The sequence below is a fragment of the Mangrovicoccus sp. HB161399 genome, from assembly GCF_013184745.1.
Lineage (GTDB): Bacteria > Pseudomonadota > Alphaproteobacteria > Rhodobacterales > Rhodobacteraceae > Mangrovicoccus.
The window spans coordinates 91,915-118,217 of the sequence record NZ_JAATVU010000012.1 but is presented as its reverse complement, the minus strand read 5'-3'; the positions used below and the strand labels follow the sequence as shown (position 1 = coordinate 118,217).

The 26,303-nt window shown below is 68.5% G+C and carries 23 protein-coding genes and 1 riboswitch; of the genes, 14 read left to right on the top strand and 9 right to left on the bottom strand.

The genetic code is table 11. From position 1 onward, the window contains the following. Position 1 precedes the first annotated feature (1 nt). The 4 genes from thiS to HCC78_RS09310 all read right to left on the bottom strand — a co-directional run bounded on the left by thiS (position 2) and on the right by HCC78_RS09310 (position 3,666). Entirely contained in the window at positions 2-199 is a 198-nt protein-coding gene (gene thiS, locus HCC78_RS09325; RefSeq protein WP_172328495.1) for a sulfur carrier protein ThiS, read from the bottom strand. Then, positions 189-1,151, bottom strand: a complete 963-nt coding sequence (locus tag HCC78_RS09320) for an FAD-dependent oxidoreductase (RefSeq protein WP_172328494.1) — start codon at positions 1,149-1,151, stop codon at positions 189-191. The genes thiS and HCC78_RS09320 overlap by 11 nt, the downstream gene beginning before the upstream one ends. Positions 1,152-1,268: 117 nt before the next feature. After that, a riboswitch (TPP riboswitch) is annotated at positions 1,269-1,397 on the bottom strand. A gap of 27 nt (positions 1,398-1,424) precedes the next feature. Beyond that, positions 1,425-2,093, bottom strand: a complete 669-nt coding sequence (locus tag HCC78_RS09315; protein WP_172328493.1) for a phosphoribosyltransferase — start codon at positions 2,091-2,093, stop codon at positions 1,425-1,427. Between the two features lie 4 nt (positions 2,094-2,097). Beyond that, positions 2,098-3,666, bottom strand: a complete 1,569-nt coding sequence (locus HCC78_RS09310) for a gamma-glutamyltransferase family protein (RefSeq protein WP_172328492.1) — start codon at positions 3,664-3,666, stop codon at positions 2,098-2,100. A 399-nt stretch (positions 3,667-4,065) separates the two neighbouring features. Here HCC78_RS09310 and HCC78_RS09305 point away from each other — a divergent pair, with 399 nt between their 5' ends. The 12 genes from HCC78_RS09305 (at position 4,066) to HCC78_RS09250 (ending at position 16,870) form a co-directional block, all read left to right on the top strand. Next, entirely contained in the window at positions 4,066-5,202 is a 1,137-nt protein-coding gene (locus HCC78_RS09305; protein WP_172328491.1) for an ABC transporter ATP-binding protein, read from the top strand. Next, positions 5,199-6,287 (top strand): ABC transporter ATP-binding protein, encoded by a 1,089-nt coding sequence (locus tag HCC78_RS09300; protein ID WP_172328490.1) that lies wholly within the window; start codon positions 5,199-5,201, stop codon positions 6,285-6,287. Before HCC78_RS09305 ends, HCC78_RS09300 begins: the two co-directional genes overlap by 4 nt. A 63-nt stretch (positions 6,288-6,350) precedes the next feature. Further along, positions 6,351-7,748 (top strand): ABC transporter substrate-binding protein, encoded by a 1,398-nt coding sequence (locus HCC78_RS09295; protein ID WP_216671086.1) that lies wholly within the window; start codon positions 6,351-6,353, stop codon positions 7,746-7,748. Between the two features lie 66 nt (positions 7,749-7,814). Further along, positions 7,815-8,747: a carbohydrate ABC transporter permease gene (locus tag HCC78_RS09290; protein ID WP_216671085.1), complete on the top strand. Its 933-nt coding sequence runs from the start codon at positions 7,815-7,817 to the stop codon at positions 8,745-8,747. A gap of 10 nt (positions 8,748-8,757) precedes the next feature. After that, positions 8,758-9,582, top strand: coding sequence for a carbohydrate ABC transporter permease (locus HCC78_RS09285; RefSeq protein ID WP_172328489.1), 825 nt, complete (start codon positions 8,758-8,760; stop codon positions 9,580-9,582). A 4-nt stretch (positions 9,583-9,586) separates the two neighbouring features. Further along, entirely contained in the window at positions 9,587-10,534 is a 948-nt protein-coding gene (locus HCC78_RS09280; RefSeq protein WP_172328488.1) for an acetamidase/formamidase family protein, read from the top strand. Between the two features lie 15 nt (positions 10,535-10,549). Further along, a complete protein-coding gene (locus HCC78_RS09275; protein ID WP_172328487.1) occupies positions 10,550-12,025 on the top strand; it encodes an aldehyde dehydrogenase family protein in 1,476 nt (491 codons plus the stop codon). A gap of 281 nt (positions 12,026-12,306) precedes the next feature. After that, entirely contained in the window at positions 12,307-13,509 is a 1,203-nt protein-coding gene (locus tag HCC78_RS09270) for an amino acid ABC transporter substrate-binding protein (protein WP_172328486.1), read from the top strand. Between the two features lie 68 nt (positions 13,510-13,577). Continuing rightward, complete coding sequence (locus HCC78_RS09265) at positions 13,578-14,438, top strand: branched-chain amino acid ABC transporter permease (RefSeq protein WP_172328485.1); 861 nt, start codon at positions 13,578-13,580, stop codon at positions 14,436-14,438. Next, entirely contained in the window at positions 14,438-15,406 is a 969-nt protein-coding gene (locus tag HCC78_RS09260) for a branched-chain amino acid ABC transporter permease (RefSeq protein ID WP_172328484.1), read from the top strand. The genes HCC78_RS09265 and HCC78_RS09260 overlap by 1 nt, the downstream gene beginning before the upstream one ends. After that, positions 15,403-16,161, top strand: coding sequence for an ABC transporter ATP-binding protein (locus HCC78_RS09255; RefSeq protein WP_172328483.1), 759 nt, complete (start codon positions 15,403-15,405; stop codon positions 16,159-16,161). Before HCC78_RS09260 ends, HCC78_RS09255 begins: the two co-directional genes overlap by 4 nt. Next, the gene (locus tag HCC78_RS09250; RefSeq protein WP_172328482.1) at positions 16,154-16,870 is read left to right on the top strand and encodes an ATP-binding cassette domain-containing protein; all 717 of its coding nucleotides are present in this window, start codon (positions 16,154-16,156) and stop codon (positions 16,868-16,870) included. Before HCC78_RS09255 ends, HCC78_RS09250 begins: the two co-directional genes overlap by 8 nt. Positions 16,871-16,900: 30 nt before the next feature. Here the strand turns inward: HCC78_RS09250 and HCC78_RS09245 are convergent, their stop codons facing one another. From HCC78_RS09245 to HCC78_RS09225, 5 genes are all read right to left on the bottom strand, one after another. Then, positions 16,901-17,437 carry a MarR family winged helix-turn-helix transcriptional regulator gene (locus HCC78_RS09245; protein WP_216671084.1) on the bottom strand — a complete coding sequence of 179 codons (537 nt, stop codon included), beginning with the start codon at positions 17,435-17,437 and terminating at the stop codon, positions 16,901-16,903. Next, on the bottom strand, positions 17,434-18,570 hold the full coding sequence (locus tag HCC78_RS09240) for a 2Fe-2S iron-sulfur cluster-binding protein (protein WP_172328481.1): 1,137 nt from the start codon (positions 18,568-18,570) through the stop codon (positions 17,434-17,436). The genes HCC78_RS09245 and HCC78_RS09240 overlap by 4 nt, the downstream gene beginning before the upstream one ends. Further along, on the bottom strand, positions 18,567-19,382 hold the full coding sequence (locus HCC78_RS09235; RefSeq protein ID WP_172328480.1) for a xanthine dehydrogenase family protein subunit M: 816 nt from the start codon (positions 19,380-19,382) through the stop codon (positions 18,567-18,569). Before HCC78_RS09235 ends, HCC78_RS09240 begins: the two co-directional genes overlap by 4 nt. After that, complete coding sequence (locus tag HCC78_RS09230; protein ID WP_371743799.1) at positions 19,379-21,718, bottom strand: xanthine dehydrogenase family protein molybdopterin-binding subunit; 2,340 nt, start codon at positions 21,716-21,718, stop codon at positions 19,379-19,381. The genes HCC78_RS09235 and HCC78_RS09230 overlap by 4 nt, the downstream gene beginning before the upstream one ends. A 113-nt stretch (positions 21,719-21,831) precedes the next feature. Beyond that, a complete protein-coding gene (locus tag HCC78_RS09225) occupies positions 21,832-22,734 on the bottom strand; it encodes a LysR family transcriptional regulator (RefSeq protein WP_172328479.1) in 903 nt (300 codons plus the stop codon). Positions 22,735-22,845: 111 nt separating this feature from the next. On the opposite strand from HCC78_RS09225, the gene atzF reads away from it, so the two are divergent. Further along, complete coding sequence (atzF, locus tag HCC78_RS09220) at positions 22,846-24,663, top strand: allophanate hydrolase (protein WP_172328478.1); 1,818 nt, start codon at positions 22,846-22,848, stop codon at positions 24,661-24,663. A 20-nt stretch (positions 24,664-24,683) separates the two neighbouring features. After that, positions 24,684-26,303, top strand: a complete 1,620-nt coding sequence (locus tag HCC78_RS09215) for an ABC transporter substrate-binding protein (protein ID WP_172328477.1) — start codon at positions 24,684-24,686, stop codon at positions 26,301-26,303.

Genomic DNA, 26,303 nt, shown 5'->3' with positions numbered 1-26,303 from the left:
CTCAGCCCCCCTGCATCGGCGACAGGATTTCCACCCGCGCACCGTCTTCCAGCAGCGCTGCGCCGCGCAGCCCGCGCGGAACGAAGGCGCCGTCCAGCGCGGTCGCCACCGAGGCGGCGTCATGCCCCCGTTCCTCGACCAGCGCGGCCAGCGTCGCAGCCGCGGTCGTCACGCGTTCTCCGTTGAGGTCAATGCGCATGGGTGTCCTCCCCTATGTCGGTCAAGATGAGATCGGCCGCCTGCCGCGCCAGCACCGGCGCCATCAGGAAGCCGTGGCGGTACATGCCGTTGACATGCAGGTTGCGGCCCTGCCGGACCACGGCAGGCATGTTGTCGGCAAAGGCCGGGCGCAGGCCCGCGCCAAGTTCCAGGATCCGCGCCTCGGCAAAGCCCGGATGCAGCGTGTAGGCGGCGGACAGAAGTTCCATTGCGGCGCGGGCCGTCACCGGGCCGGGGTCGTCGCGCTCTACCATCGTGGCGCCGATCATGAAGACGTTCTGCGCGCGCGGAACGATGTAGCAGGGGAAGCGCGGATGCAGCAGCCGCACCGGGCGCGACAGCGCCACGTCCGGCGCCTCGACCAGCAGCATCTCGCCGCGCACGGCGCGCAGTCCGGAGACATCCGCCCCCAGCCCGCGGCAATCGACGATGCGTCCCCGCGGCGGGCCGCCATGGATCGCCGCGCCCTGCGCCGCAAGCCCGTCGCGCAGGCGGCGGAGCGCGCCGCGCGGGTCGAGATGCGCCTCGGTGCTGTAAAAGAGCCCGCGGGCGAAGCGGCCCGCGAGATCGGGCTCCAGCGCGCCCGGATCGGCAGGGGCATGGCCACGCGTGGCGCGGGCGAAACGGTCCAGTTCGGCAGCATCGCGCGGCGGGGCGACGACCAGCGTGCCGTTTCGCGTCACCGGCACATGCGCCGCCCACCAGTCGACCGCCGTCTGGCCCGCCGTGACGACGGCCTCGGGCGCGGCCTCGCCCTCGCAGAACGGGGCGAGCATGCCGCCGGCGAAGCGCGAGGCGGGGACGGGCGCGTCCTCGGGGGCGATCAGCTCCACATCCAGCCCGCGCGCGGCCAGCTCGGTCGCGGTGCAGAGCGCGGCCACCCCGGCCCCCAGAACGGAGATCGGCCCACCGGTTCCATTGTCGCGCGCCATCCGGTTTCCTCCCTAGGCGGGACCCGGACGGGGCGGACGGGGAAGCGGGCGGCGCCGGACCTGCGCGGCGGGCGCGGGGCCGGGAGCGGCCCGAAAGGACCGCCGCACGTGATCTGCGGGGAAATCCTCCGGTCTTCCTACGCCGGCATCAACCGGGTCAGGTTCGAAGGGTCGCCTCGCCCGGAATGCGCGCATCCCGATATCGGCCTCTCAGTCCCTTGCGGCGGGACTCCCCTGACGTCGGGAGCAATCATAGGCTGTCGCGCGCGGGCGTCAATCCGGCTCTGCCACCGGCCAGAGCCCGTCTGCGCGCCGCTCCAGCAGGGGCGAGCGGAAGACGCCGCAGACCGGGATGCCCGGGTCCAGCGCGGCGCGCCAGCGCGCGGTTTGCAGCATGGCGGCGCCGATCGCCACCGGGCGCAGCCGCTGCAGGCCCAGCAGGCCGAGCGCCGCCTTCATCGAGCTTCCCGTGGACAGCGCGTCGTCGATCACCGCGATGCGGGCGCCGTCGAGCAGCGGCAGCATCCGCGGGTCGAGGTAGAGCCGCTTGCCGCCGCCCGGGCTGGTCACGGATTTCAGGGGCACCGACAGGGTCTCGTCATACCAGAACTTGCGCGAGGTCCCGAGCGGGACATAGCGGGCGTGCCCGAGTTTCCGGGCGACGGCCGAGGCCAGCCCCAGCCCCAGCGTCGGCAGCCCGACCAGGAGATCGGGCGCATGCGGCCGCAGCAGGCCCGCCAGATGCGCGGCCAGCGTCTCCTCCACGGCAAAGCTCGCCTGGTTGAGGATCAGCGAAGCCAGCGCATTCGGAGTCCCCGCCAGCGGCCGCGTCGGCAGCCAGAGGATCCGCCCGTCGGGCAGTTCCGCCGGAAACCGCGCGTCATAGGGCGGCGGCGGGGCGGGGCCGTCCTCGACCGATTGCCAGAAGGCGTGCGGCTCCATCGCCCTACAGCGCCAGCGCCGCGCCGTCGGCGCGCGGGTCGGAGGCGGATTCGCGCAGCCCGCCGGGATGCAGCACCACCGCGCCGGCATGGCCCGCGAGGTCGGAGAAGCCGGGGATCATCTCGACCTGGTGGCCCGACGCCTTCAGCGCATCGACCAGCGACGGATCGAACCGGTCCTCCAGCTTCAGAGTCGTGGTGTCGTCGCCCCAGGTCTTGCCCAGCAGCCAGCGCGGCGCCGTGACGGCGGCCTGCAGCCCCTGGCCGAACATGGCGTAGCGCGAGAAGACGGCAGCCTGGGTCTGCGGCTGGCCCTCGCCGCCCATCGTGCCGTAGGACAGGATCCGCCCGTCCTTCAGCTCGGCCATGGCCGGGTTCAGCGTGTGGAAGGGCCGCTTGCCCGGGGCCAGCCCGTTCGGCCCGCCCGCCAGCGAGAAGGCCGCGCCGCGGTTCTGGAACACGACGCCGGTTTCTGGGCAGGTCAGGCCCGAGCCGAACTCCCAGAAGACGCTCTGGATGAAGCTGACCACCGTCCCCTCGGCGTCCGCCGCGCCCATCCAGATCGTGTCGCCCTCTTTCGGCTCGTAGGGCCATGCCAGTGCGCGCGCCGGGTCGATCTGCGCCGCCATCGCATCGAGCGCCGCCGGGGCCAGCCAGTCCTGCGCGGCGGTTCCGTCGCCGAGTTCGGCGTTGCGGCGGATGAAGGCCTGCTTGGTCGACTCGATCAGCCCGTGGAGATGCGCGAAGCCCTCCGCTTCGGTGACGCCAAGCCGGTCGAACAGCGCGAGGATCGTCAGCGAGGCGATGCCCTGGGTCGGCGGGGTCATGTTCCACAGCCGTCCCTGCGAGGTCTCGACGGTCAGCGGCGTCACGTGCTGGGGGCGGTATGCGGCGAGGTCGGCGCGGCGCAGCGGGCTGCCCGCGGCCTCGAGGAAGGCGCCATGGGTCGCCGCGATGTCGCCGCGGTAGTAGTCCGCTGTTCCCGAGCGCGCGATCTGCTCCAGCGTGGCGCCGAGCGCGGACTGGCGCAGGCGGCTGCCGCGCGCCGGGGCCGTGCCGCCCGGCATGTAGATGTCGGCGAAGCCGGGCACGTCCTGCAGGCCCGGCGCCTTTTCGGCGGTGCAGTCCGACTGGTTGCCGGTGACGGCGATGCCCTGGCGGGCCAGCTCGATCGCCGGGGCAAGGAGGCGCGACAGCGGCATCGGCCGCTCGCAGAGCCCGAGCGCCGCGCCCCAGCCGCCGACGCTGCCCGGTACGGTCAGCGCGGCCAGCGGGCCGCGGGCGGGGATGGCAGCGGCATGGCCCTGGCCGCGGTACCACTCCGGCGTTGCCAGCCCGGCCGCCTGGCCGCCGGCGAAAATGCCCACGGGGGCCTCGCCCGGGCGCTTGATCAGCCAGAACCCGTCGCCGCCGATGCCGTTCATGTGCGGATAGGCGACGGCCACGGCGGCCGCCGCGGCGACCATGGCCTCGATCGCCGAGCCGCCCTCGGCCAGGACGCCGAGCCCGGCCTGGGTTGCGGCCTGGTGCGGGGCGGTGAAGGCGCCTTTCAGCCCGAGCGCGGAATTCAGCATGGGTGTCTCCTGCCTGTCTGCCTGTCCTCTGCCGGCGCAAGTAATCAGTGCACGTCCGAGCTGTCGAGCGGCAAAGCGCCCGCGGCTTTCCGCATCCCGGAAATCCTGCGGGGCACGTCCCTGCGCCGTCCTGCCTGGTCCGGATGCCCCGACCTGCCCATTCAACAGTGTACGGATTAGCCGGATTTCCGCCATCGCGGCCGCCCCGCAATGCCGAAGTTCTCAACATGCATCAAAAATCCGCGATTTTTCCCGGGCCGCGCCATTTAATTGGTATGCTGATTATATGTACAGGTGCAGTTCCCGCTGCTAGCCTTTCACGAAGGTTAACAGGGAACGAGTGACACGCATGTCGAGCCATCCCCTTGCCCGTGCGGGCGACGACCGGCAGGCCGCGCGATGAGCATCTCGCTGGAGAGTCTCGAGAAGGATTACGGCAGCTTCGTTGCGGTGCGCGGCATCGACCTGCATTGCCCGACCGGCCAGATGCTGGGACTGCTCGGCCCCTCGGGCTGCGGCAAGTCGACGACGCTGAAGATGATCGCGGGGATCGAGGAAGTTACCGCGGGGCGCATCCTGTTCTCGGGCCGCGAGGTGCAGTCCCTGCCGCCCGGCGCGCGCAACATCGCCATGGTGTTCGAGGATTACGCGCTCTACGCGCATCTCTCGGTCTTCGAGAACGTGGCCTTCCCGCTGCGGGTCCGCGGCGCGCCGAAGGCGGAGGTGGCCGAGAAGGTCGGCGCGATCCTGAAGCTCCTGCGGCTCGACGGCATCGCGGGCGAGAAGGTGCGCAAGCTTTCCGGCGGGGCGCAGCAGCGGGTCTCCATCGGCCGCGCGCTGGTCAGGAATCCCGAGGTGATCGTCTTCGACGAGCCGCTGAGCCATCTCGATGCAGACCAGAAGGTCGAGCTGAGGACCGAGATCAAGCGGCTGCAGCAGCTGCAGGGGCTGACCTCGATCCTCGTCACCCATGACCAGACCGAGGCGATCGCGATGTGCGACGTGATCGCGGTGATGAATGCGGGCGAACTGATGCAGGTCGGCAGCCCGCAGGAGCTTTACGACCGCCCCGCCAACACCTTCGTGGCGCAGTTCATCGGCGAGCCGCCGATGAACCTCCTGCCCGCGCGGCTGGAGCAGGGGCCCGCCGGGCCGGTGCTGTCGGGGCCGGACTGGTACCTGTCCTTGCCGCCGGACCATGCCGGATTGCCTGCCGGTGCGGTGACGGCCGGGCTGCGGCCCGAGGCGCTGCATCTTCTGGGCGACGGTCCGGCCGATGGCTGGGCGGCGATGGCGGGCGAGGTGCGCTTCCGCGAACATCGCGGCGACACGGATGTGCTGCTGGTGTCGCTTGACGCGAAGGCGCCGGACGGGACGGAGGTGCATGTCTCTGCCGACGTTCCCGGGCCGAGCCCGCTGCGCGAGGGCGACCGGGTGCGGCTGGGCTTCGACGGCTCGCGGCTGAGCCTCTTCGACCCGGAGACCGGGCGGAACCTGGAACTCCAGGCGGCTCCCGCGCAGGAGGCGGCGGCATGACCCATGACGGACTGATCCTGTCGGGCCTGGCGCGGCGGTTCTCGGGCGAGGCGGTGGTCGGGCCGCTGGACCTGGATATCCGCCCGGGCGAGATCGTGGCGCTGACCGGGCCGTCGGGCACCGGGAAAAGCAGCGCTTGCCGGATGGTCAGCGGGCTCGAACGCCCCGATGCCGGGCAAGTCCTGCTCGGCGGGCGCAACTTGTCGGCCCGGCCGGTGCAGGCCCGCGGCGTGGCGCACATGTTCGAATCCTACGCGCTCTATTCGCATCTCAGCGTCGCCCAGAACGTCGCCTTCCCGCTGCTCGCCCCTGGCAAGCCGAAGCTCGGCCGCGACGAGCTGGCCGCAAAGGTGCAGGCCCTGCTGGACGTCGCGCAGATCGGACATCTGAAGGACCGCAAGCCCGGCGCGCTGTCGGGCGGGCAGAAGCAGCGGGTCGCGCTCTGCCGCTGCCTGGTGCAGGACGCCTCGGTCTTCCTGCTCGACGAGCCGATCTCGCATCTCGATGCCAAGCTGCGGAACGAGCTGCGCGGCTGGATCCGCCGCCGCCAGACCGGGCTGTCCGTGCCGACGCTCTGGTCGACTCCGGACGCGATGGAGGCGCTGTCGGTCGCCGACCGGGTGGCGGTGATGATCGGCGGCCGCATCGTGCAGTTCGCCACGCCCGAGGAAATCTACTTCGGCCCGGCCACGACCGAGGTCGCGCGCCTGGTCGGCGACCCGGCGATGAACCTGATCGAAGGCCGGCTGGAGGCCCGCGACGGCGGCGCGGCAGGCTTCCGCGGCAAGGGCATCGACCTGGCGCTGCCGCCCGAATTGGCGGCGCGGCTTCCCGGCGGCGCCCGCGACGTCGTGCTGGGTCTGCGCCCGGCGGCGATGCGGGTCGGCGGCGCGGATGCCTCGCTGACCGTCTATGCCTGGGAGCCCTTCGGCAAGCACGCGATCATCACCGCGATGCTGGAGGACACGATGCTGCGGCTGAAGACGCCGCGGCTGGACCGGTTCGAGGCCAACCAGGAGATCGGCGTCAGCATCGACCCCGCGGGGCTGGTGCTGTTTGACGGAACGACCCGGAGGGCGCTGTGAGACGCCCCCGCAAGAAAACTGAAAAACACAAATAAATCCAACAGGAACAGGGAAACGCAAATCATGGCTGCGATGCTGCTTCGACGGAAGACCCTATCTGCTGCTGGGCTGAGTGCCCTTGCCCTTGCCGCCGCTGGACAGGCCTCGGCCTGGAGCTACGAGGAGGCCGCCGCGCCCTACAAGGGCACCGAGATCAGCATCCTCGACGAGGTGACGCCGCTGCAGGAGCAGTTCGCCGACATCGTGCCGGAATTCGAGAAGCTCACCGGCATCAAGGTCAACTACCAGCTCCTCAACCATTTCGAGGTGATCAACCGCGGCCAGGCGGACATGCTGTCGGGGCGCGGCGAGTATGACGCGGTGATGGCGCACAGCCTGCAGGTCGGCCTGCTGATGGATGCCGGCGTGCTGCTGCCGATCGACGCCTATCTCGACGATGCCGCGCTGACCGATCCGGATTTCGCGCAGGACGACCTGATCGATCCGGCCTTCGCCAGCCTCGCCTTCCTCGGGGACAGCCAGTATTCGTTCCTGAACTGGAACTACAACATGGTCTACTGGGCGCGGAACGACTTGCTGGCCGATCCCGGCGAGATGAAAGCGTTCGAGGCCAAATACGGCTATCCGCTGGCTCCCGCGACGACCTTCGACCAGCTCCATGACATTGCCGAGTTCTTCACCCGCAAGGCCGGCGAGACGCTGGCGGGCGAGACGCTCGACAGCGATTTCTACGGCATCGTCATGGAAGGCATGAATGGTGGCGGCACCTATGTGCCGGTCTGGCAGGTCTTCATCAAGAATGCGGGCGGCGACATCTTCGACGCCGAGGGCCATCCGACCTTCGACAGCCCGGCGGTGATCAAGGGGCTGCAGACCTGGGGCGACCTCTGGCAGTTCTCGCCGCCCGGCCAGGCCGAATATTCGCTGATCGACGTGCCGACCGTCATGGGCAACGGCATCGCGGCGCAGTCCATCGCCTATTCCGACTTCGTGCTCGGCATCGACCGCGAGGGGGCCTCGGCGCTGCACGGCCAGTTCGTCTACGGTCCGACCCCGGTCTACGGGGAAGGCGCCGAGTACCACGCGGCGGGCGAGCCCTCGGGCTATTTCATCTCGAAGCACTCGAAGAACCCCGAGGCGACCTACCTCTTCCTGCAATGGGCGGCGGAGAAGAAGACCCAGGCGGATCTGCTGTCCTCCGGCGTCGGCGTGCCGGTGCGCGACAGTTCCTGGGCGGAGCTGATGACCGAGGGCAACCAGCTCAACGGTCTCTATGACGCGATGAAGGCCAGCCTCGCGGGCGTCGAGGCGACGCCGAAGGCGCCGCGCTGGTTCCAGATCTCGGATGTGATGAACCGCCTGTTCCAGCAGGTCGGGCTCGGCCAGCTCACCGCCGAGGAAGCTGCCGCGCAGCTTCAGGCCGAAGTCACCGCCATCTGCGACCCCTGCATCCTGCAGTGATCCGCTGAACGCTGGGCGGCGCCCGCGCGGCGCCGTCCCTTTCCATCCCATGCCGGGCAGGGAGCCATGACCGAAATTTCCGCAGCACCCGCCTCTGCCGACCGACCGGCCGCCGGGGAGACCCATCACCGCGAAAGCCGCTGGTACCCCTATGCGCTGATCGCGCCGACCATGCTGACGCTGGCGGTCGTGGCGCTGGTGCCGTTCCTCTACATGGGCTGGATCAGCCTGCACGAGGCGCGCTACGGCCAGGTCGGCGCCTTTGCCGGGCTTGCCAACTACAAGAAGCTGCTCGCCGATGCGCGCTTCTGGAACTCCATGTCGGTGGCCGGGCTTTTCGTCGCCATCGCCGTGCCCATCGAATTCATGCTGGGCCTGATCGGCGCGCTGGTCCTGTCGCAGAAGATCAGGTTCCGCTCGGTCCTGATCCCGTTCCTCTTCATTCCCTCGATGATGGCGCCGATCATCGTCGGGCTGGTGTGGAAGACCATGCTGGCCGGCTCCTGGGGCTTCTTCAGCTACAACCTGCTGGAACACTTCGGGATCCTCTCGGGCACCTCGGTCTTTGCCTCGCCGGATCTGGCGCTTTACGGGCTCATTTTCGTCGATATCTGGGAATGGACGCCCTTCATGGTGCTGACCTTCTTCGCCGGCATGCAGGCGCTGCCCGCCAACCCGTTCTGGGCGGCGCAGGTCGATGGCGCGAACCCGGTGCAGATCTTCTTCCGCCTGACCCTGCCGATGCTGGCGCCCCTCCTGGTCGTGATCGGGCTGATCCGCACCATCGACGCCTTCAAGGTCTATGACACGATCTACATTCTGACGAATGGCGGCCCCGGCATCACCACCGAAAGCCCTTCGGTGCTGGGCTACAAATACACCTTCGATTTCTGGGAGATCGGCACCGCCTCGGCGCTGGCCGTGGTGATCTGGCTGATCTTCTTCGTCTTCTGCAACGTGTTCTACCAGATCGCGAAGCGGCGGTTGAACGTGTTCTGAGAGGCTCCCCATGCACAAGTCCCGCGCCAACAGCCTGATCTTCACCACGCTTTCCGTCGCCTATGCGGCGCTGATCCTGTTCCCGGTCTTCTGGATGTGGAGCTATGCCTTCAAATCCGAGGCCGAGATGTTCGCCCGCCCGACGGTCTGGCTGTTCAACCCCACCTTCGAGCATTTCGGCTACATGATCGAGAACGGCTATCACCACTATCTGGTCAATTCGCTGATCGTCTCCGGCGCCTCGACCGCGCTTGTCGTGCTGATCGGCACGCCCGCCGCCTATGCTTTCGCCCGCTACCGGGACATGACGCTGAGGGACGACCTCTTTCTCTTCGTGCTGGCCACACGGATGGCGCCGCCGGTCTGCCTGGTGATCCCCTACTACCTGATCTACGCGAAATTCGACCTGCTCGACACCTATCTGGGCCTCGTCATCGCCTATCTGACCTTCAATCTCAGCTTCTATGTCTGGGTGCTGTCGAGCTTCTGCCGCGATCTGCCGCTGGAGCTGGAAGAGGCCGCGCGGGTCGAGGGCTATTCCCGTGCCCAGGCCTTCGTGAAGGTGCTGCTGCCGCTCCTGCGGCCGGGGATCACGGCGACGGCTGTCCTGTGCTTCATCTTCGCCTGGAACGAGTTCATGTATGCGTTCCTGCTCGGCGGCCAGAACGTCAAGACGCTGCCCGTCGGCATTCCCTCGCTCATAACCACGCAGGGCGTGCGCTGGGGCGAGATGGCGATCATCGGCATGGTCGGCACTCTGCCGGTGATGGTGGTGGTCTTCTTCCTGCAGAAACATATCGTCCGCGGCCTGACCATGGGCGCGGTGAAAGGCTGAGCCGATGGCGACCCATTTCCTTCCCGCCACTCCCGCAACTGTCGCCTGGGGCAGCTTCGACGCCGCCCGCCCGGCCGTGCTGACCATCGACAGCGGCGATACCGTCACGTTCGAGACGCTCTCGGGCGAGCCCGAGGACATGCCACCCGAGGGCGCGGGCTACGAGATCCTGCCGGGGCACGCGGAGGTCCACGCCCAGTGCCCGCGCGGCCGCGGCCCGCATTTCCTGACCGGCCCGGTCTGGGTGAACGGCGCCGAGCCCGGCGACGTGCTGGAGGTCCGCATCCTCGCCTGCGATCTGCGCGCAAGCTGGGGCTGGAACGTGGTCGAGCCGCTCCTCGGCACGCTGCCCGAGGATTTCCCGGAACGCCGGCTCCTCCACATGCCAATCGACCTCGCCGCGAAGACGGTGAAGACCAGCTGGGGCAAGACCCTGCCGCTGGACCCGTTCTTCGGCATTCTCGGCGTGGCGCCCCCGGCCTCCTACGGGCGGATCAGCACCGCCGAGCCGCGCGAGCATGGCGGCAACATGGACAACAAGGAGCTGAAGGTCGGCGTCACGCTCTACCTGCCGGTCTGGAACGCGGGCGCGCTCTTTTCCGTGGGCGACGGGCACGGGGTGCAGGGCGATGGCGAGGTCTGCCTGACCGCGCTCGAAACCTGCATGACCGGCCGCTTCGAATTCCACCTCCGCAAGGACATGACGCTCGGCCTGCCCAGGGCCGAGAGCGACGACTGGCTGATGACCATGGCCTTCGACCCCGATCTCGACGACGCGGCGAAGACCGCGCTGCGCCTGATGATCGACTGGCTGGAAGACGGTCACGAGATGCACCGGGGCGACGCCTACACGCTCTGCTCGCTCGCCGCCGACATGCGCGTCACGCAGCTCGTCGACGGCAACAAGGGCATTCACTGCGTCCTGCCGAAATCGGCTCTGGGCCGCGACTGACACGAGGAAAGACTGATGAACCCGCAAAGCTATGACGAGATCGACGGGCTGAAGCACTACAAGCTCTTCATCGACGGCCAGTGGCGCGCGTCGTCGCGCAATGCGCTGCTTGACTGCATCAACCCGGCCAATGGCGAGGTCTTCGCCCGCTGCTATCAGGCCGGGACCGCCGAGATCGACGAGGCGATCGCGTCCTCCGAGCGGGCCGCAAAAGCCTGGGGGGCCACGATGGTGGCCGACCGCGAGATCATGCTGGGCCGCATCGCCGAGGTGATCCGCGACCGCACGCCGGAAATCCAGGCGCTGCTGATCGAGGAATGCGGCTCGGTCTATGGCAAGGCGCTGTGGGAAATCGAGTATGTGCTCGACTGCATCCGCTCGGCCGCCGGAGACGTGCGCCATGTGATGGGCGAGACCATGCCGATGACCATGCCGGGGCAGATCGGCATGTCGGTGCGCCGCCCGCTGGGCGTCATTGCCGGGATCGCGCCCTTCAACTCGCCCTTCCTTCTGTCGATGAAGAAGATCGTCTATGCGCTGGCGGCGGGGAACAGCTTCATCCTGAAACCCTCGGAGGAAACCCCCGTCTCGGGCGCAGTGATGGCCGATCTCTGTGCCGAGGCAGGCCTGCCTGCCGGTCTGCTCAACGTCATTCCCGGCGTGCCGGCCGAGGTCGGCGACCGGCTGATGGCCGATCCGCGGGTGAAGATGATCACCTTCACCGGCTCGACCAGGACCGGGCGGCACCTCGCCGTCGAAGCCGCGAAGAACCTGAAGAAATTCACGCTGGAGATGGGCGGGAAAAGTCCGCTCGTGGTGCTGAAGGATGCCGATATCGACTATGCCGTCGATGCCGCCGCCTGGGGCGTCTTCCTGCATCAGGGCCAGGTCTGCATGGCGAACTCGAAGGTCATCGTCGAGAAGGAGATCTTCGAGACCTTCCGCGACAAGTTCGTCGCCAAGACCAAGGGCATCAAGGTCGGCGATCCGCGCGATCCGGAGACCGTCATCGGCCCGCTGATCCGCGCAAGGCAGTGCGAGTTCATCGACGGCCATATCTCGGACGCGACGGAAAAGGGCGCCACCATCCTGACCGGCGCCACCCATGACGGGCGCACCTACCAGCCGACCGTTCTGGATGGCGTCACCCCCGAAATGCGGATCTATCACGAGGAAACCTTCGGTCCCGTCGTCTCGCTGATCGTCGCCGAGGACAGCGAGGACGCGCTGCGGATCGCCAATGACACCACCTACGGGCTGTCGGCGGCAGTGATCACCAACGACATGCAGAAGGCGATGGATTTCTCGATGCGGATGGAGGCGGGGATGGTCCATATCAACGACTGCACCATCTCCGACGAGCCGCATGTGCCCTTCGGCGGCACCAAGAATTCCGGCTTCGGCCGCGAGGGCGGGCGCTATTCGATGGAAGAGCTGACCGAGGTGAAATGGGTCACCATCCAGATGGGCAAGCGCGAATTCTCCTTCTGATTGCCGTGCATTCAGTGCAGCCAGGCCGCCGTCCGGGAAACCGGGCGGCGGCCTTCCCCTGCCGCGCCTGTCCCTTGCGGACGTCTTTTCGCGGCATGCTGACGAATTGACCAGCCGTGTGCCCTGCCGCTGAAAGATTGCTCACGGGGCCGTGAATTTTGCATCTGCGAGAAATGTTTCGTTAATGCGCCGTATACTGACGATATGGTCGGAGGCGCGGATACCGCCGCCGGACGCGGAGAGACATCCGGCACCGGCGCAGCCAACGAGGAGACGCGAAGATGACCCCGACCAAACGCATCCAGGCAATCTCGGCGGCCCTGGCCGCGCTGGCGCTCGGCACGGCCGCAAGCGCCGAGGACGTGCTGAAGATCGGCGCGCCGCTGGCGCTGACCGGCGGTCTCGCCGACGAGGGCCACAAGCAGGAACTGGTCTGGAAGATGTGGACCGACAAGGTGAACGCGGCGGGCGGAATCGATGTCGGCGGCACCAAGATGAAGGTCGAAATCGTCGAATACGACTACCAGACCGACGGCCAGCGCGCCGGCCAGCTGGCCGAGAAGCTGATCAACGACGACGAGGTCGACGTGCTGATGGCGCCCTTCGGTTCGGGTCACACCAAGATCGTCGCCGCGGTGGCCGAGCGCTACCAGATCCCGCTGGTCGCCTGCGTGGCCTCCTCGACCTCGGTCTATGACCAGGGCTTCAAGTTCCTCTTCGGCACGCTGGCGCCGAATACCGGCATGACCGAGGCGATGGTCGCCGAATTCAAGGCCAAGATGCCCGATCTCGGCACCGTGGCGATCTATGGCCGCGACGACGTCTTCCCGAAATCCATGGCGACGGCCACCTCCGACTCGGCCAAGGCCGCCGGTCTCGAGGTCGTCTATGACGAGCTCTATCCGGTCGGCGCCATCGACCATTCCGCGGCGCTGTCGACCATCAAGTCGCTGGAGCCCGACTGGATCTACATGACCGGCTATACCCAGGACCTGATCCTCGGCCGCAAGCAGATGCAGGACCTTGGCATCGAGGCGCCGATCATCACCATGGTGACCGGCCCGGCCTACAAGGAGTTCACCGACGGCCTGGGCGAGCTGGCAGACGGCGTGACCAGCTCCACCTGGTGGCACCATGCGACCGGCTATACCGACGTTGCCGGCGCCTGGCCGTCGACCGACGCCTTCTACCAGGACTTCCTGGAGGCCTCGGGCGGCGAGGATCCCGACTATGTCCACGGCTCCTGCGCCGCCGCGCTCGACGTGGTGGCGGATGCTGCGTCCCGCGCGGGCACGATCGAGCCCGTCGCGATGCGCGACGCGCTGGCGGCGACCGACATGGAGACCTTCTACGGCCCGATCAAGTTCGGCGGCAACGGCATGAACCAGGGCCGCGAGATGCCGATCATCCAGGTGCAGGGCGGGGAGATCAAGATCCTCTACCCCGAGAACATCGCCAATGCCGGGATGACCTTCCTCAAGTGAGCTCGACCGGCACCTGACGCACCCCGGCCGGCTCCCACCGGCCGGGGCTCCTGCAAGGAAAGAACCTCATGGGTCTCGCACAGATACTGGCGAACGGAGTGGTGCTCGGCACGCTCTATGCCTGCATCGCCATCGGCTTCTCGCTGGTCTGGGGCGTACTGAACGTCATCAACATGCTGCACGGCTCCTTCATCGTGCTCGGCGGCTACCTGACCTATTTCGCCTGGGCCTATACCGGCGTCAGCCCGGTGCTGATCCTGCCCTTCGTGGCGGCGATCCTGTTCGGGCTGGGCTACGGGCTTCAGTACCTCTTCATCAACAAGGTCGTCTCGGCGCCGGTGCTGACCACGCTGACCCTGACCTTCGGGCTGGACATGATCCTCTACAACCTGATGACGGTCTGGTTCACCGCCACGCCGCGCCGGGTGTCGATGGATTTCGGGCGGCTCGATTTCTGGGGCATCGCCATGCCCGTGGACCGGCTGATCGGCATGGGGCTGGCTCTGCTGCTGACCGCGCTGCTTTTCGTCGTGCTCCGCACCTCCCGCATCGGCCGCGCCATCGTCGCGGTGCGCATGGACCGCGAGGCGGCGGCGCTGATGGGGATCAAGGTCAACCACATCTATGCGGTCACCTTCGGCATCGCCGCGCTGATGGCGGGCGCCGCCGGATCGGTTTTCGCCATGGTCTTCCCGGTCACCACCAACCTCTCGGGCGTGTTCCTCGGCAAGGCCTTCGTGATCTGCGTGATCGGCGGGCTCGGCGGCGTCTCGGGCGCGCTGGTGGGCGGGCTCGCGCTCGGCATCATCGAGAGCTTCGCCGGCGTGCTGATCGGCCCGCAGAACGCGATCACCGTCGGCTTCGTGCTGATGCTGGTGCTGCTGATCGTGCGGCCGCAGGGCCTGGTCGGCGTGAAAGGATACGAGTGATGGCCAAGAAATCTCCCTGGCCGCTCATCGCCATGGCGCTGTGGCTGGCGGCGCTGGCGCTGACGCCGGTGCTGCTGGGCAATTACGAGGTGCGCATCGCCATCTCCATCGCCATGTTCACCGCGCTGGCGCTGAGCTGGAACATCATTGGCGGCTTCACCGGCTACCCGTCCTTCTCGACCGCCGCCTTCTACGGCATCGGCTGCTATGTCGGCGCGCTGGCGCAGCGCTCGGGCGTTCCGGCCGCGCTGGCCTGGCTTGCCGCGGCGGCTTTCGTCGGCGGCGTGTCCTTCGTTCTCGGCGCCATCGTGCTGAGGCTCAAGGGCCACTACTTCGCCATCGGCTCGATCGCGCTCGTCGACATCTCGCGGCTGGTCGTCTCGTCCTGGGGCGAGGTCACGGGCGGCGGAAACGGGCTGAACGTTCCGCTGCTGCAGGGCCGCCCGCCGGAAGTCTCGGCGCTGGTGCTCTATGTCATGCTCGGCATCGTCGCGGCGGCCTTCCTGGCCAACGTGATCACCGACCGGTCCCGCCTGGGCTTCGGCCTGCGCTGCATCGAGCAGAACGAGGATGCCGCCGACATGGTGGGCATCGACACCACCCGTTACAAAATCGCGGCCTATGTGCTGTCTGCGGTGTTTCCGGGCGCGGTCGGCGCGGTCTATGCCTCCTGGGTCGGCTATATCGACCCGACCGACAGCTTCGACATCGTGATGACGGTGCAGGTGCCGGTGATGGCGATGCTGGGCGGGGCGGGCACGCTGCTGGGCCCGGTCGTCGGCGCCGTGGCTTTCACCCTGCTCGAAGAGGTGTTCTGGGCCAACTTCCTGGAATGGAACCGCGCGATCATGGGCGCCATCGTCGTCGCGCTGATCTTCTTCCTGCCCGGCGGCATCCTGAAACTCGACTGGCGCGCGATCCTGTACCGCCGGCCGCGCCGCAACGCTGCCGAAAGGAAGGCAGGATGACCGCGATCCTCGAATTGCAGAACGTCTCGCGCGCCTTCGGCGGCATCAAGGCGGTGAACGACGTGTCCTTCAAGCTGGAGAAGGGCGAGATCGTTGCCCTGATCGGGCCGAACGGCGCGGGCAAGACGACGCTGGTCAATGCCATCACCGGGGTCCACACGCCGACCGCCGGGAAGGTCCTGTTCGAAGGCGGGGACGTCACGAAGCAGAAGCCCTTCCAGGCGGCGCGGCGCGGGCTGGCGCGGACCTTCCAGATCGTGCAGCCCTTCCCGAAGATGACGGTGCTGGAGAACGTCGCGGCCTCGGCGCTGTTCGGCGGCCATCCCGAAAGCCTCGCCGAAGCCCATGAGCATGCCGCTCGGGAACTCGACTTCGTCGGGCTCGGCCATGTCGCGCAATCGCCTGCCGCCTCGCTGACCCTGCCGAACCGCAAGCGGCTGGAGCTGGCGAAGAGCCTCGCCATGTCGCCCAAGGTGCTCCTGCTCGACGAGGTGAATGCCGGGCTCAACGCCACCGAGATCGACGGCGCGCTCGACCTGATCCGCCGGATCGCGGCGCGCGGCGTGTCGATCCTGATCATCGAGCATCTGATGAAGGTGGTGCTCAGCCTGTCCTCGCGCGTGCTGGTCCTGCATCATGGCGAGCTGATCGCCGAGGGCCCGCCGCAGGAGATGGTCCATGACCGCAAGGTGATCGAGGCCTATCTGGGGCCGAAATTCGCCGAGAGATTCCAGAAGGAGATGGCCGGTGCCTGAGACGATCCTCGAAATCGACGGGCTGGAGGCAGGCTATGGCGACGTGCAGGTGCTCTGGGACGTGTCGCTGCGGGTCGAGGCGGGCGCCATCACCTGCATCGTCGGCTCGAACGGCGCGGGGAAGACGACGCTCCTGCGCACCATTTCGGGGCTGATCGCGCCGAGATCCGGCTCGATCCGGCTCGAGGGGCACGAGATAGGCGGCACGGCCCCCGACACGATCCTCGGCGCGGGCGTGGCGCATGTGCCGGAGGGGCGGCGGCTTTTCAAGGGGCTGTCGGTGAAGGACAACCTCCTGCTCGGCGCCTATCTGCGGCAGGACAAGGCGCAGGTCGCGCGGGACCTCGACTTCGTCATGGAGACCTTCCCGATCCTGCGCGAGCGCGCGGGACAGGACGCCACCACCATGTCGGGCGGCGAGCAGCAGATGTGCGCCATCGGCCGCGGCATCATGTCGGCACCGCGGCTCCTGATGATCGACGAGCTCAGCCTCGGGCTGGCGCCGCGGCTGGTCGAAACGCTGGGAGAGGCGCTGAAGGAGGTGAACGGCACCGGGCTGAGCATCCTGCTGGTGGAGCAGGACGTGCTGACCGCGCTGGACCTGGCCAGCCACGGCTTCGTCATCGAGACCGGGCGGGTGACCATGACCGGTCCCTCCGCCGTGCTGGCGGGAGATGCCCGCATCCGCGAGGCCTATATGGGGCTGTAACCCTTGCGGCCGGGCCTGCGCCCGGCCGTGTCAGAAGGCCTTGCGCTCCAGGTCGGGGAAGGCGTCGACGATCTTGCGCATCGCCTGCATGAGCTCGCGCCGCTCGTCCGGACCCAGCGGTTCCAGCGTCCTAGTATGCGCCGTCGAAGCCGCCTCGTCGATCCGCTGCAGCAGGCTCTCGCCCACCTCCGTCAGCGTCGCGATCTTGGAGCGGCGGTCCTTGGGCGAGGTCCGCCGCCGGATCATCTTGCGCTTTTCCAGCCGCTGCATGACATCCGCCGTGCTGGTCCGGTCGAGCCCGACCGCGCGGGAAATCGCGATCTGTTCGGACGGTCCCATCTGGCCGAGCGCGGTCAGCACGGAATACTGCACCGGGGTCAGGCCTTCGCTGGCGCATTCCTGCATGAACAGCGCGGTATGGATCTGGTGCAGCCGCCGGATCAGGAAGCCGGGGCGGTCGCGCAGCCCGGTGCCCGCCCAGTCATTGTCGCAGGCCGCGCGCATCAGGGCGGGGGTCTCGCCGCCGTCGTCGGGCGCCTCGGGCAGTCCGTGCATGTCTTCGGTCAAGAGGGGTCTCCGCGCTTTCCGTTGCGTGCGAAGATATTCCGCAGCGCCGCCAGGATCAAACCCGCGATTCCGGGGGCCGCCGTTTCCGCGGGGGCCTCGCCGCGGGCGGCGGCTCCGACATTGGCCGTGAAGTCCTGCAGCATCCGGTCGACGATGCCCTCGACGATGGCGGGGCGGCCGACCTGGGCCAGCGGGCCGGTCAGGCGGTAGGCGATCCGGCAGCGCAGCTCGCAGGCCGCCTCGCCCTGCGGTGCCAGGGAGAAGCCGATCTCGCCCTGCGCGGCGGAGCGCGAGCCCTGGTCGCCGCCCGCGCCCGCGACGGAACCGCTCATTGCCGCCGCGTCGTAGCTGACGAAGGCCGTTCCGCGGAATTTCGCGGTCATCGGGCCGATGCGCGCGGCGAAGGCGCCCTCGACGGCTTCGCCCTCGATCCGTTCCACCGAGGCGCCGGGCAGGCAGGCCGCGACTTGCCTCAAATCCGACAGCACCGCCCACACATCGGTGGCGGGCAGGCCGATCCGCGCTGCGCGTGCAATGGTGACGCCATCCGTCAGCGGGGCGGGCCGGGACGCAGCGGGCGCGCTTGCGGAGGCGGCCACGGGGGGCACTGCGGCCGGGCGGCCGAAATCGGCGGCGCCGATCTGCGGCGCGCGGGCGGGCAATCCGGGGCGCTCGTGCGGTCCTTCGGCCAGCACCGCGCTGATCGCCGCGACGATGCCCATGTACCCGGTGCAGCGGCACAGATTGCCCGACAGCTCCTCGCGGATCCGCGCCTCGTCGGCATCGGGCAGGCGGGTGACGATGTCATAGCCGGTGGCCAGCATGCCCGGCGTGCAGAAGCCGCATTGCAGCCCGTGATGTTCCTTGAAGGCCGCGCGCAGCCGCGCCATCAGCGGGTCGTCGCGGAAATCCTCCAGCGTCCGGATTTCGGCGCCCTCGCAGGCGGCTGCGTAGGTGATGCAGCTGCGCACCGGCTTGCCGTCCTTGACTAGCGTGCAGGCGCCGCAGACGCCGTGCTCGCAGCCCAGATGCGTGGCGGTCAGCCCCATGTCCTCGCGCAGGAAATCCGCCAGATGGGTGCGCGCCTCGCCCTCGAAGCGGACCTCCCGGCCGTTGACGGTGAAGGCGGTCATGCGGGGACTCCGGTCTTGAGGGCGGCGAGCGCGCGGATCGTGGCGGTGGCCTGCAGCGCGCGGCGCTCGGGGGAGAGGAAGGGGAGGGCGGCCTCGACCGCCGCGCGCGGATCGGTGCGGCCCTCGATCAATCCTTCCGGATCGGGCAGCTCGACAGGCGCGCGTTCGATGGCGGCAGCCAGCACGCGGTACTCGCCCCTTTCGGGGTCGGCGAGGACGCAGGCGGAGGCCTTGGCGAATTCCCCGGTCTTCCGGCAGAACTTCCAGTAGGACCAGCGCGCGTCCGGCCCGCGCCGCGGCACGCGGATCGCGGTGACGATCTCGCCCGGCTCCAGCGCGGTGGAGAGCGCGCCGGTGACGAACGCCGCCATTGGCAGCTCGCGTGCGCCCCTTGGCCCGAGGATGCGGACGGAGGCGCCCATCCCGGTCATCGTCGCCACCCAGTCGGCCGCCGGATCGGCATGGGCGATCGAGCCGCCGATGGTGCCGCGGTTCCGCACCGCACGATAGGCGATGCGCCGGGCAATCGGCGCGAGCCAGCCGGGCGTCGCATCCGGCACCGCGCCATCCTCGAACTCGGCATGGGTCACGGCCGCGCCATACAGGATCGCATCCGGTTCCTGCGTCACGGCGCGCAGTTCGGCGCAGGCGGAGAGATCGACCAGAAGCTCCGGCCGGGCGAGGCGCAGGTTCAGCATCGGGCCGAGCGACTGGCTGCCGGCAACCGGCTTGGCGTCGCGCGGGCCTGTCAGGTGCGGCAGGGCCTCGGCCGCCGTCCTTGCGGGGATCAGGTCGAACGGGGCGGGCTTCATGCGCGCGCTCCCATGGCAAGGGCAGCGAGCACCCGTTCGGGCGTGATCGGCACCTGGGCGATGGCGGCGCCGAAGGGACGCAGCGCATCGTTCACCGCGTTGCCGATGGCTGCCGGCGGGCCGATGGCGCCGCTTTCGCCGATGCCCTTCTGGCCGAAGCGGCTGATCGGCGAGGGGGTCTCCATATGGCCGATGGCGATGGAGGGCGCCTCCGCCGCGCCGGGCAGCAGGTAGTCCGCCAGCGTCGTGGCAAGCGGCTGGCCCTCGCCGTCATAGGGCATTTCCTCGTAGAGCGCCGTGCCGATCCCCTGCACTGCGCCGCCCCAGACCTGGCCGTCCACGACCATCGGGTTCACCAGGACGCCGCCATCCTCGGTGATGCGGTAATTCTCGATTTCGACTTCGCCCGTGCCCGGGTCGACCAGCACCACCGCGGCATGGCAGGCATAGGAGAAGGTGCCGGTGTCGCGCACGGTCTTGTAGCCTTTCGTCGCCTCCAGCCCGGCCGGATCGACGCCCTCGGGCAGATCCTGCGGCCGGTGGTACCAGACCTTGCCGATCTCGGAGAGCGGCACCGACCCGCCGGGTCCGCGCGCCTCGCCGTCGCCAAGCAGGATCTCCGACGGATCGGCCTGAAGCAGCGTCCCGGCGATCTTCTTCACGCGCTCCGCCAGCTCCTCGCAGGCGGTGGCGACCGCGCCCCCGGCCATGACGATGCAGCGCGAGCCCCAAGTGCCGGTGGAATATGGCGTCAGCGCGGTGTCGCCATGGACCAGCTTAACCTTGCGCGGCTCCACCCCCAGCACCTCGTTGGCGATCTGCGCCAGCGTGGTTTCCAGGCTCTGGCCATGGCTCTGGACGCCGACGCGCAGCTCCAGCCCGCCATCCGGCGTCATCCGCGCGGTGGCCTGCTCGAAGCCCGGGACCATCGGGATGCCCCAGCCGGAATAGACCGAGGTGCCATGCGCGCCCTGTTCGCAGAAGATCGACAGGCCGACGCCCATCAGCCGCCCGTCCGGCTCGCCCGCAGCCTGGCGCGCGCGCAGGGCGGGCAGGTCGAGATCGGCCAGCGTGCGGTCCAGCGCTTCGACATAGTCGCCGGAGTCGAAGATCTTGTTGGTGATGTTGACGAAGGGCATCTCGGAGCCGGTCACCAGGTTGCGGCGGCGGAACTCGGCGGGCTCCATGCCGATCTCGCGCGCCAGCTCGTCCATGACCAGCTCCATCGCGAAGCAGACGCCGGTGCGCGCCACGCCGCGGTACGGCAGGATCGCGGGCTTGTTCGTCGCCACCGACCAGGTGCGGCAGCGGAAGCCGTCCATCTTGTATGGCCCGGGCAGGATCGAGGCGACCTGCGCGGCCTCGAGGCAGGCGGAGAAGGGATAGGCGGAATAGGCGCCGCTATCGACCACGGCCTCGCAATCGACCGCCAGCAGGCGGCCGTCGGGCGAGGCATAGCCGGTGATGTCGTACCAGTGTTCGCGGCAATTGGCGTTCCCGGCGAGCTGCTCGCGCCGGTCCTCGATCCAGCGCACCGGGCGGCGCAGGTTCAGCGCAAGCCAGCCCAGCACGACCTCCTCGGCCAGCAGGATCCCCTTGTAGCCGAAGCCGCCGCCGACATCGGGGGCGATGACGCGGATCCGTCCCTGGTCGAGCCCGAGGCATTCGGCGAGCCCGTTGCGGACGATATGCGGCATCTGCGTGGAGGTGACGACGACGAGCTGGTCGGCCTGCTCGTCCATGTAGGCGACGACGCCGCGGCCCTCCATCGGCGACATGCACTGCCGCGCGGTGCGGTACTGGCGGCGGATCTTCACCGGGGCACCTTCGGTGGCGGCGTCGAAGCCGGCCTCGAAGCCGCTTTCGAGAAAGACGTTCTCCTCCCAGCCGGCATGCAGCAGCGGGGCATCGGCGTCGCGCGCCTTCAGCATGTCGTGGACGGCAGGCAGCGCGTCATAGGCAATCTGCGTCGCGTCGGCCAGATCCTCCGCCTGGGCGCGGGTCTGGGCGACGCAGGCGGCGATGGGTTCGTTGACGTGGCGGATGCGGTCGCAGGCCAGCACCGGCTGGATCGAGCTGCGGAAGCCGGGCAGGCCGCTATCGGCGCGGATGCCCTGAACGCCCGCCAGATCTGCGGCGGCAAACACCTGGTGCCCGGCGCCAGCGGGCTTCGTGACGCCGCGCAGCTCGGCATGGGCGACGGGGCTGCGCAGGAAGGCGACCTCCAGCATTCCCGGCATCCGGATATCGCCCACGTAGCGGCCGCGCCCCTCCAGATACCGGTCGTCCTCGAGACGCCTGACCGAGGCGCCGACACCGCTTCCCGAGCTTTCCACTGCAATGTTCCTTCACGCGGGCGGCGGTGCCGCCGATACTGCAAGCATACTGATTATCAGTCTACAGTGCATATTTTCCCGCGCAACCCGCCATGGCGAGATTTCCGGCGCGATCAGCCGAAGCGGTCGGCCAGGACCTGCTGGATCTGCCGGGCGAAACCAGCGACGGCAACCGGCAGGACCCGCCCGCGCAGATGCCCCAGATAGATGCGCCCGGCAGCAAGGTCGCGGCGGTCGACAGGGCGGCTGACCGTGCCGTCTGCGCGCGAGGGATCGGGCAGGCCGATCGGGATCTGGAAGGCGATGACCGGCTCGGACAGCGTCAGGTTGCGCATGAACTCGAAATTGTCCGAGGTCACGGTCACCTTCATCGGCGAGGAAATCCGCCGGGCGGCGGCATCGACGAGGCTGCGCACCGAGATCGCCCCGGTCGGCAGCACCAGCGGATAGCGCAGGCAGTCGCGCAAGCGAAGTTCCGGTTCCGCGGCCAGCGGGTGGTCCTCGGCCATCACCGCGTGGACCGGCTGGTCGACGGCTAGCAGCACGTGGAAATCGGTCAGCTGCGCGGGCTCGAACACCGCGGCCAGATCCGCGCTGCGGTCGGCCAGCGCCTCTTCGGCGGCGGCGCGGTCGCGCTGCATCACGTTGAAGGTCACCAGAGGATGCGCGGCGCGGTAGGCGGCGATCTGCTCGGGGAAGAAATACGGCAGCAGCGCCTGGCTGCAGGCGATCGACACATGGCCGCGGCGCTCGCCCTTGAGGTCGGCGATCTGCGCCCTCAGCCGCTCCATCTCTCCGATCTGGTTGCGTGCCGACAAAAGCAGCAGCTCGCCCGCCGCCGACAGCCGCACGCCGGTCGACATCCGTTCGAACAAGTCGGCGCCCAGCTCCTCCTCGAAGGCGAGGATCCGGCGGTTGAGCGCGGTGGAAGTGATCGACAGCGACTCTGCCGCCTTCCGGATCGAGCCGGTGCGGGCCACCATGTCGATATATCTCAGCGTCGTCTGGAACCGCATCGGGCCTCCTTTCGTGGTGCAAATCCTGCATCGCGATGGCGCAAAAATAGCAGTATCCTGCAGCGCGCGCGAGTGGTTCCCTGAAAGCGACTTCAGAACGGAACCGAGCGCATGATCCAGGACCTCCCCTTCTTCCTCGCCTCGCTGCACCGCGCCTATGCGGACGGTCTCACGCCGATGGAGGCGATGCGCGAATGCCGCCGCCGCATTGTCGCGGCGGAGGATCCGGGCATCTTCCTGCATCTAGCAGACGAGGCCGAGCTGGTTGCCATGGCCGAGGCGCTGGGGCCCTTCGATCCGGCGGCCAAGCCGCTCTACGGGCTGCCCTTCGCGGTGAAGGACAACATAGATGTCGGGGGCTGGCCGACCACGGCAGGCTGCCCGGCCTTCGCCTATGTCCCTGGCGAAGATGCCTTCGTCGTGGCGAAGCTGCGCGAGGCCGGGGCGATTCCGGTCGGCAAGGCCAGCCTCGACCAGTTCGCCACCGGTTTGAACGGCACCCGCACCACCGGGCCGGCGCCGATCAATGCGATCAACCCGGAACTGGTGCCGGGCGGATCCTCGGGCGGGTCGGGCGTCGCGGTCGGCAAGGGGCTGGTGACATTCTCGCTGGGCACCGACACCGCCGGATCCGGCCGGGTGCCTGCCGCCATGAACGGCATTGTCGGGCTGAAGCCCACGCTGGGCAGTTTCTCGGCCACGGGCGTGGTCCCGGCCTGCCGCAGCTGCGAGACCATCTCGGTCTTCGCGCTGACGGTGGATGACGCCCATGCCGTGTTCCGCGCCGCCGCCAGCTATGACGCCGGCGACTCCTATTCCCGCAGGATCGCCGCGCCGGTGCCCGGCCCGGTGCCGCAGCTTGCCATCGGCGTGCCGGACAAGGCGACGCGGAAATTCTTCGGCGATACCGCGCAGGAAGAGAATTTCGACGCCGCCCTGGCCTATCTCGCGGCGCAGGGCCACCGCATCGCCGAGCTCGATTTCACCCCGCTCTACGACATCGCCATCATGCTCTACGAAGGTCCCTGGGTGGCCGAGCGACACGCGGTTATCGAGGAGATCATGCGCGACCGGCCGGACGAGGTTCTGCCGGTGATCCACGAAATCGTCGGCAAGGCGCTGCAATTCTCGGCCACGGATGCATTCCGCGCGCAGTACCGGTTCCGCGACCTGAAGCGGATGGCCGAGGAGATGACCGAAGGGCTCGACATGCTCTGCGTTCCGACCATTCCCGGGCTCTGCACGCTGGCCGATATCGAAGCAGAGCCGGTCGCCGCCAATTCGCGGCTGGGAACCTACACCAATTTCGTCAACTTGCTCGACATGGCGGCGCTGGCGGTGCCGGTGATGCCGCGCCCGGACGGGCATCCCGGGAACGTGACGCTGATCGCGCCGGCCGGGAAGGATGCGCTGCTGGCCTCGCTGGGCCGGGTGCTGCAGGCCCAGCTGGCAGGGGCGCCGGGCGCCATGGGCTGGGAGATGCCGCCGCTGGCCGAAGCCGCGCCGGAGGCCGCCGAGGACGAGATCGTCGTCGCCGCGGTCGGCGCGCACATGTCCGGACTGCCGCTGAACCACGAGCTGACCTCGCGCGGCGGGCGTTTCCTGGAGGCGGCAGAGACCGCGCCCGACTACCGCTTCTATGCTCTGGCAGGCGGGCCGCCGAAGCGGCCGGGCCTCGTGCGCTGCGACCAGAACGGGCAGGGACACTCCATCGCGGTCGAGCTATGGGCAATACCTGAATCGCAGATGGGCAGTTTCATGAAAGGCGTCCCCTCGCCCTTGACCATCGGTACGCTGACGATTTCCGATGGCCGCAAGGTCCTGGGCTTCCTCTGCGAGTCCGCGGCCGTCCCCGACGCCACCGAGATCTCGCAGTTCGGCGGCTGGCGGGCCTTCCTCGAAAACCAGACCGCGAAAGCGGCCAGCTGATGACCGACATGGAGATCAAGATGAAACGACGCGACTTCCTCAGGACCGGCTCCGCCGCGCTCGGCGGCGCCGCGCTGCTTCCCTTCCTGCGCGCTCTGCCGGCCTCGGCGGCAGCGGGCAGCGACACGCTGGTCGTGGTGATCGGCGACACGATCAACAGCCTCGACCTGCACCGCTCTGGCACCAACCGGCCCTCCTACCAGGTGGCGGTGAACGTCTATGACCGGCTGGTCCGCTTCGGCACCAAGACGCTGGAGGACGGCACGCTGTCCTACGACTCGACCGTGATCGAGCCCGAGATCGCCGAAAGCTGGGAGGTGTCCGGGGACGGCAAGTCGATCACCTTCAAGATCAGCCCGAAGGCGAAGTTCTGGGACGGCAGCCAGGTGACCGCCGAGGACGTGAAATGGTCCTTCGACCGCGCGGTGACGCTGGGCGGCTTCCCGCTGGTGCAGATGAAGGCAGGCTCCATGTCCGAGCCCGACCAGTTCGTCGTCGTGGACGAGATGACCTTCCGGGTCGATCTGCCCGCGTCCTCGAAGCTGGCGCTGCCCGACCTCGCCGTGCCAGTGCCGCTGGTGATCAACTCGAAGGTTGCCAAGGAACATGCAACCGCGGACGACCCCTGGGCGACCGAGTACCTGCACGAGAACCCGGCCGGCTCCGGCCCGTTCAAGATCACCCGCTGGGACCCGGGCCAGCAATTCGTCTACGAGCGCAACGATGACTGGGAACTGGGCGAGCTGCCGGCGCTGAAGCGCGTGATCGTCCGCGAAGTGCCGTCGGCCGCGACGCGCCGTGCGCTGCTGGAGCGCGGCGATGTCGATTTCTACATGGACGTGCCTGCCAAGGACGCCAAGGAGCTGGGCGAGAGCGGCAAGGCCAAGGTCGAGGGCGCGCCGGTCGACAACTGCCTGCACGTGCTGGGGCTGAACCTGAATTTCGAGCCCTTCGACAACAAGCTGGTGCGCCAGGCGATCGCCTATGCACTGCCCTACGAGGACATCCTGGCGGCGGGCGCCTATGGCCGCGGCAAGCAGATGTGGGGCGGGGACGAGATGAGCCCCTCGACCATCGAATGGCCGCAGCCCTTCCCCTATGCGACCGACATCGAGAAGGCCAAGGCGCTGATGGCGGAAGCCGGGATGGCCGACGGGTTCGAGACCACGCTGTCCTACAATCTGGGCCTTGCCGACTGGATGGAGCCCACCGCGCTGCTGATCCAGGAGTCGCTGGCCAAGATCGGCATCACCGCCACGCTCGACAAGATCCCGGGTGCCCAGTGGCGCACCGCGGCGCTGGTCGAGAAGCGCCTGCCGATGCACCTGGAGAACTTCGGCGGCTGGCTGAACTATCCCGACTACTACTTCTACTGGGCCTATATCGAGGGGCACCTGTTCAACTCGTCGAACTACTCCAACCCCGAGATGGACAAGCTCGTCGACGAGACCCTCACCATGGAGACCGACGATCCGGCCTATGCGCCGAACGTCAAGCGGATGATCGAGATCGCCTTCGAGGACGTGCCGCGCATCCCGCTCTACCAGCCCTATCTGGACGCGGCGATGAAGCCCGAGGTCACCGGCTACGTCTCCTGGTTCCACCGCCAGCTGGCGCTGTCCAACATGGCCAAGGGCTGA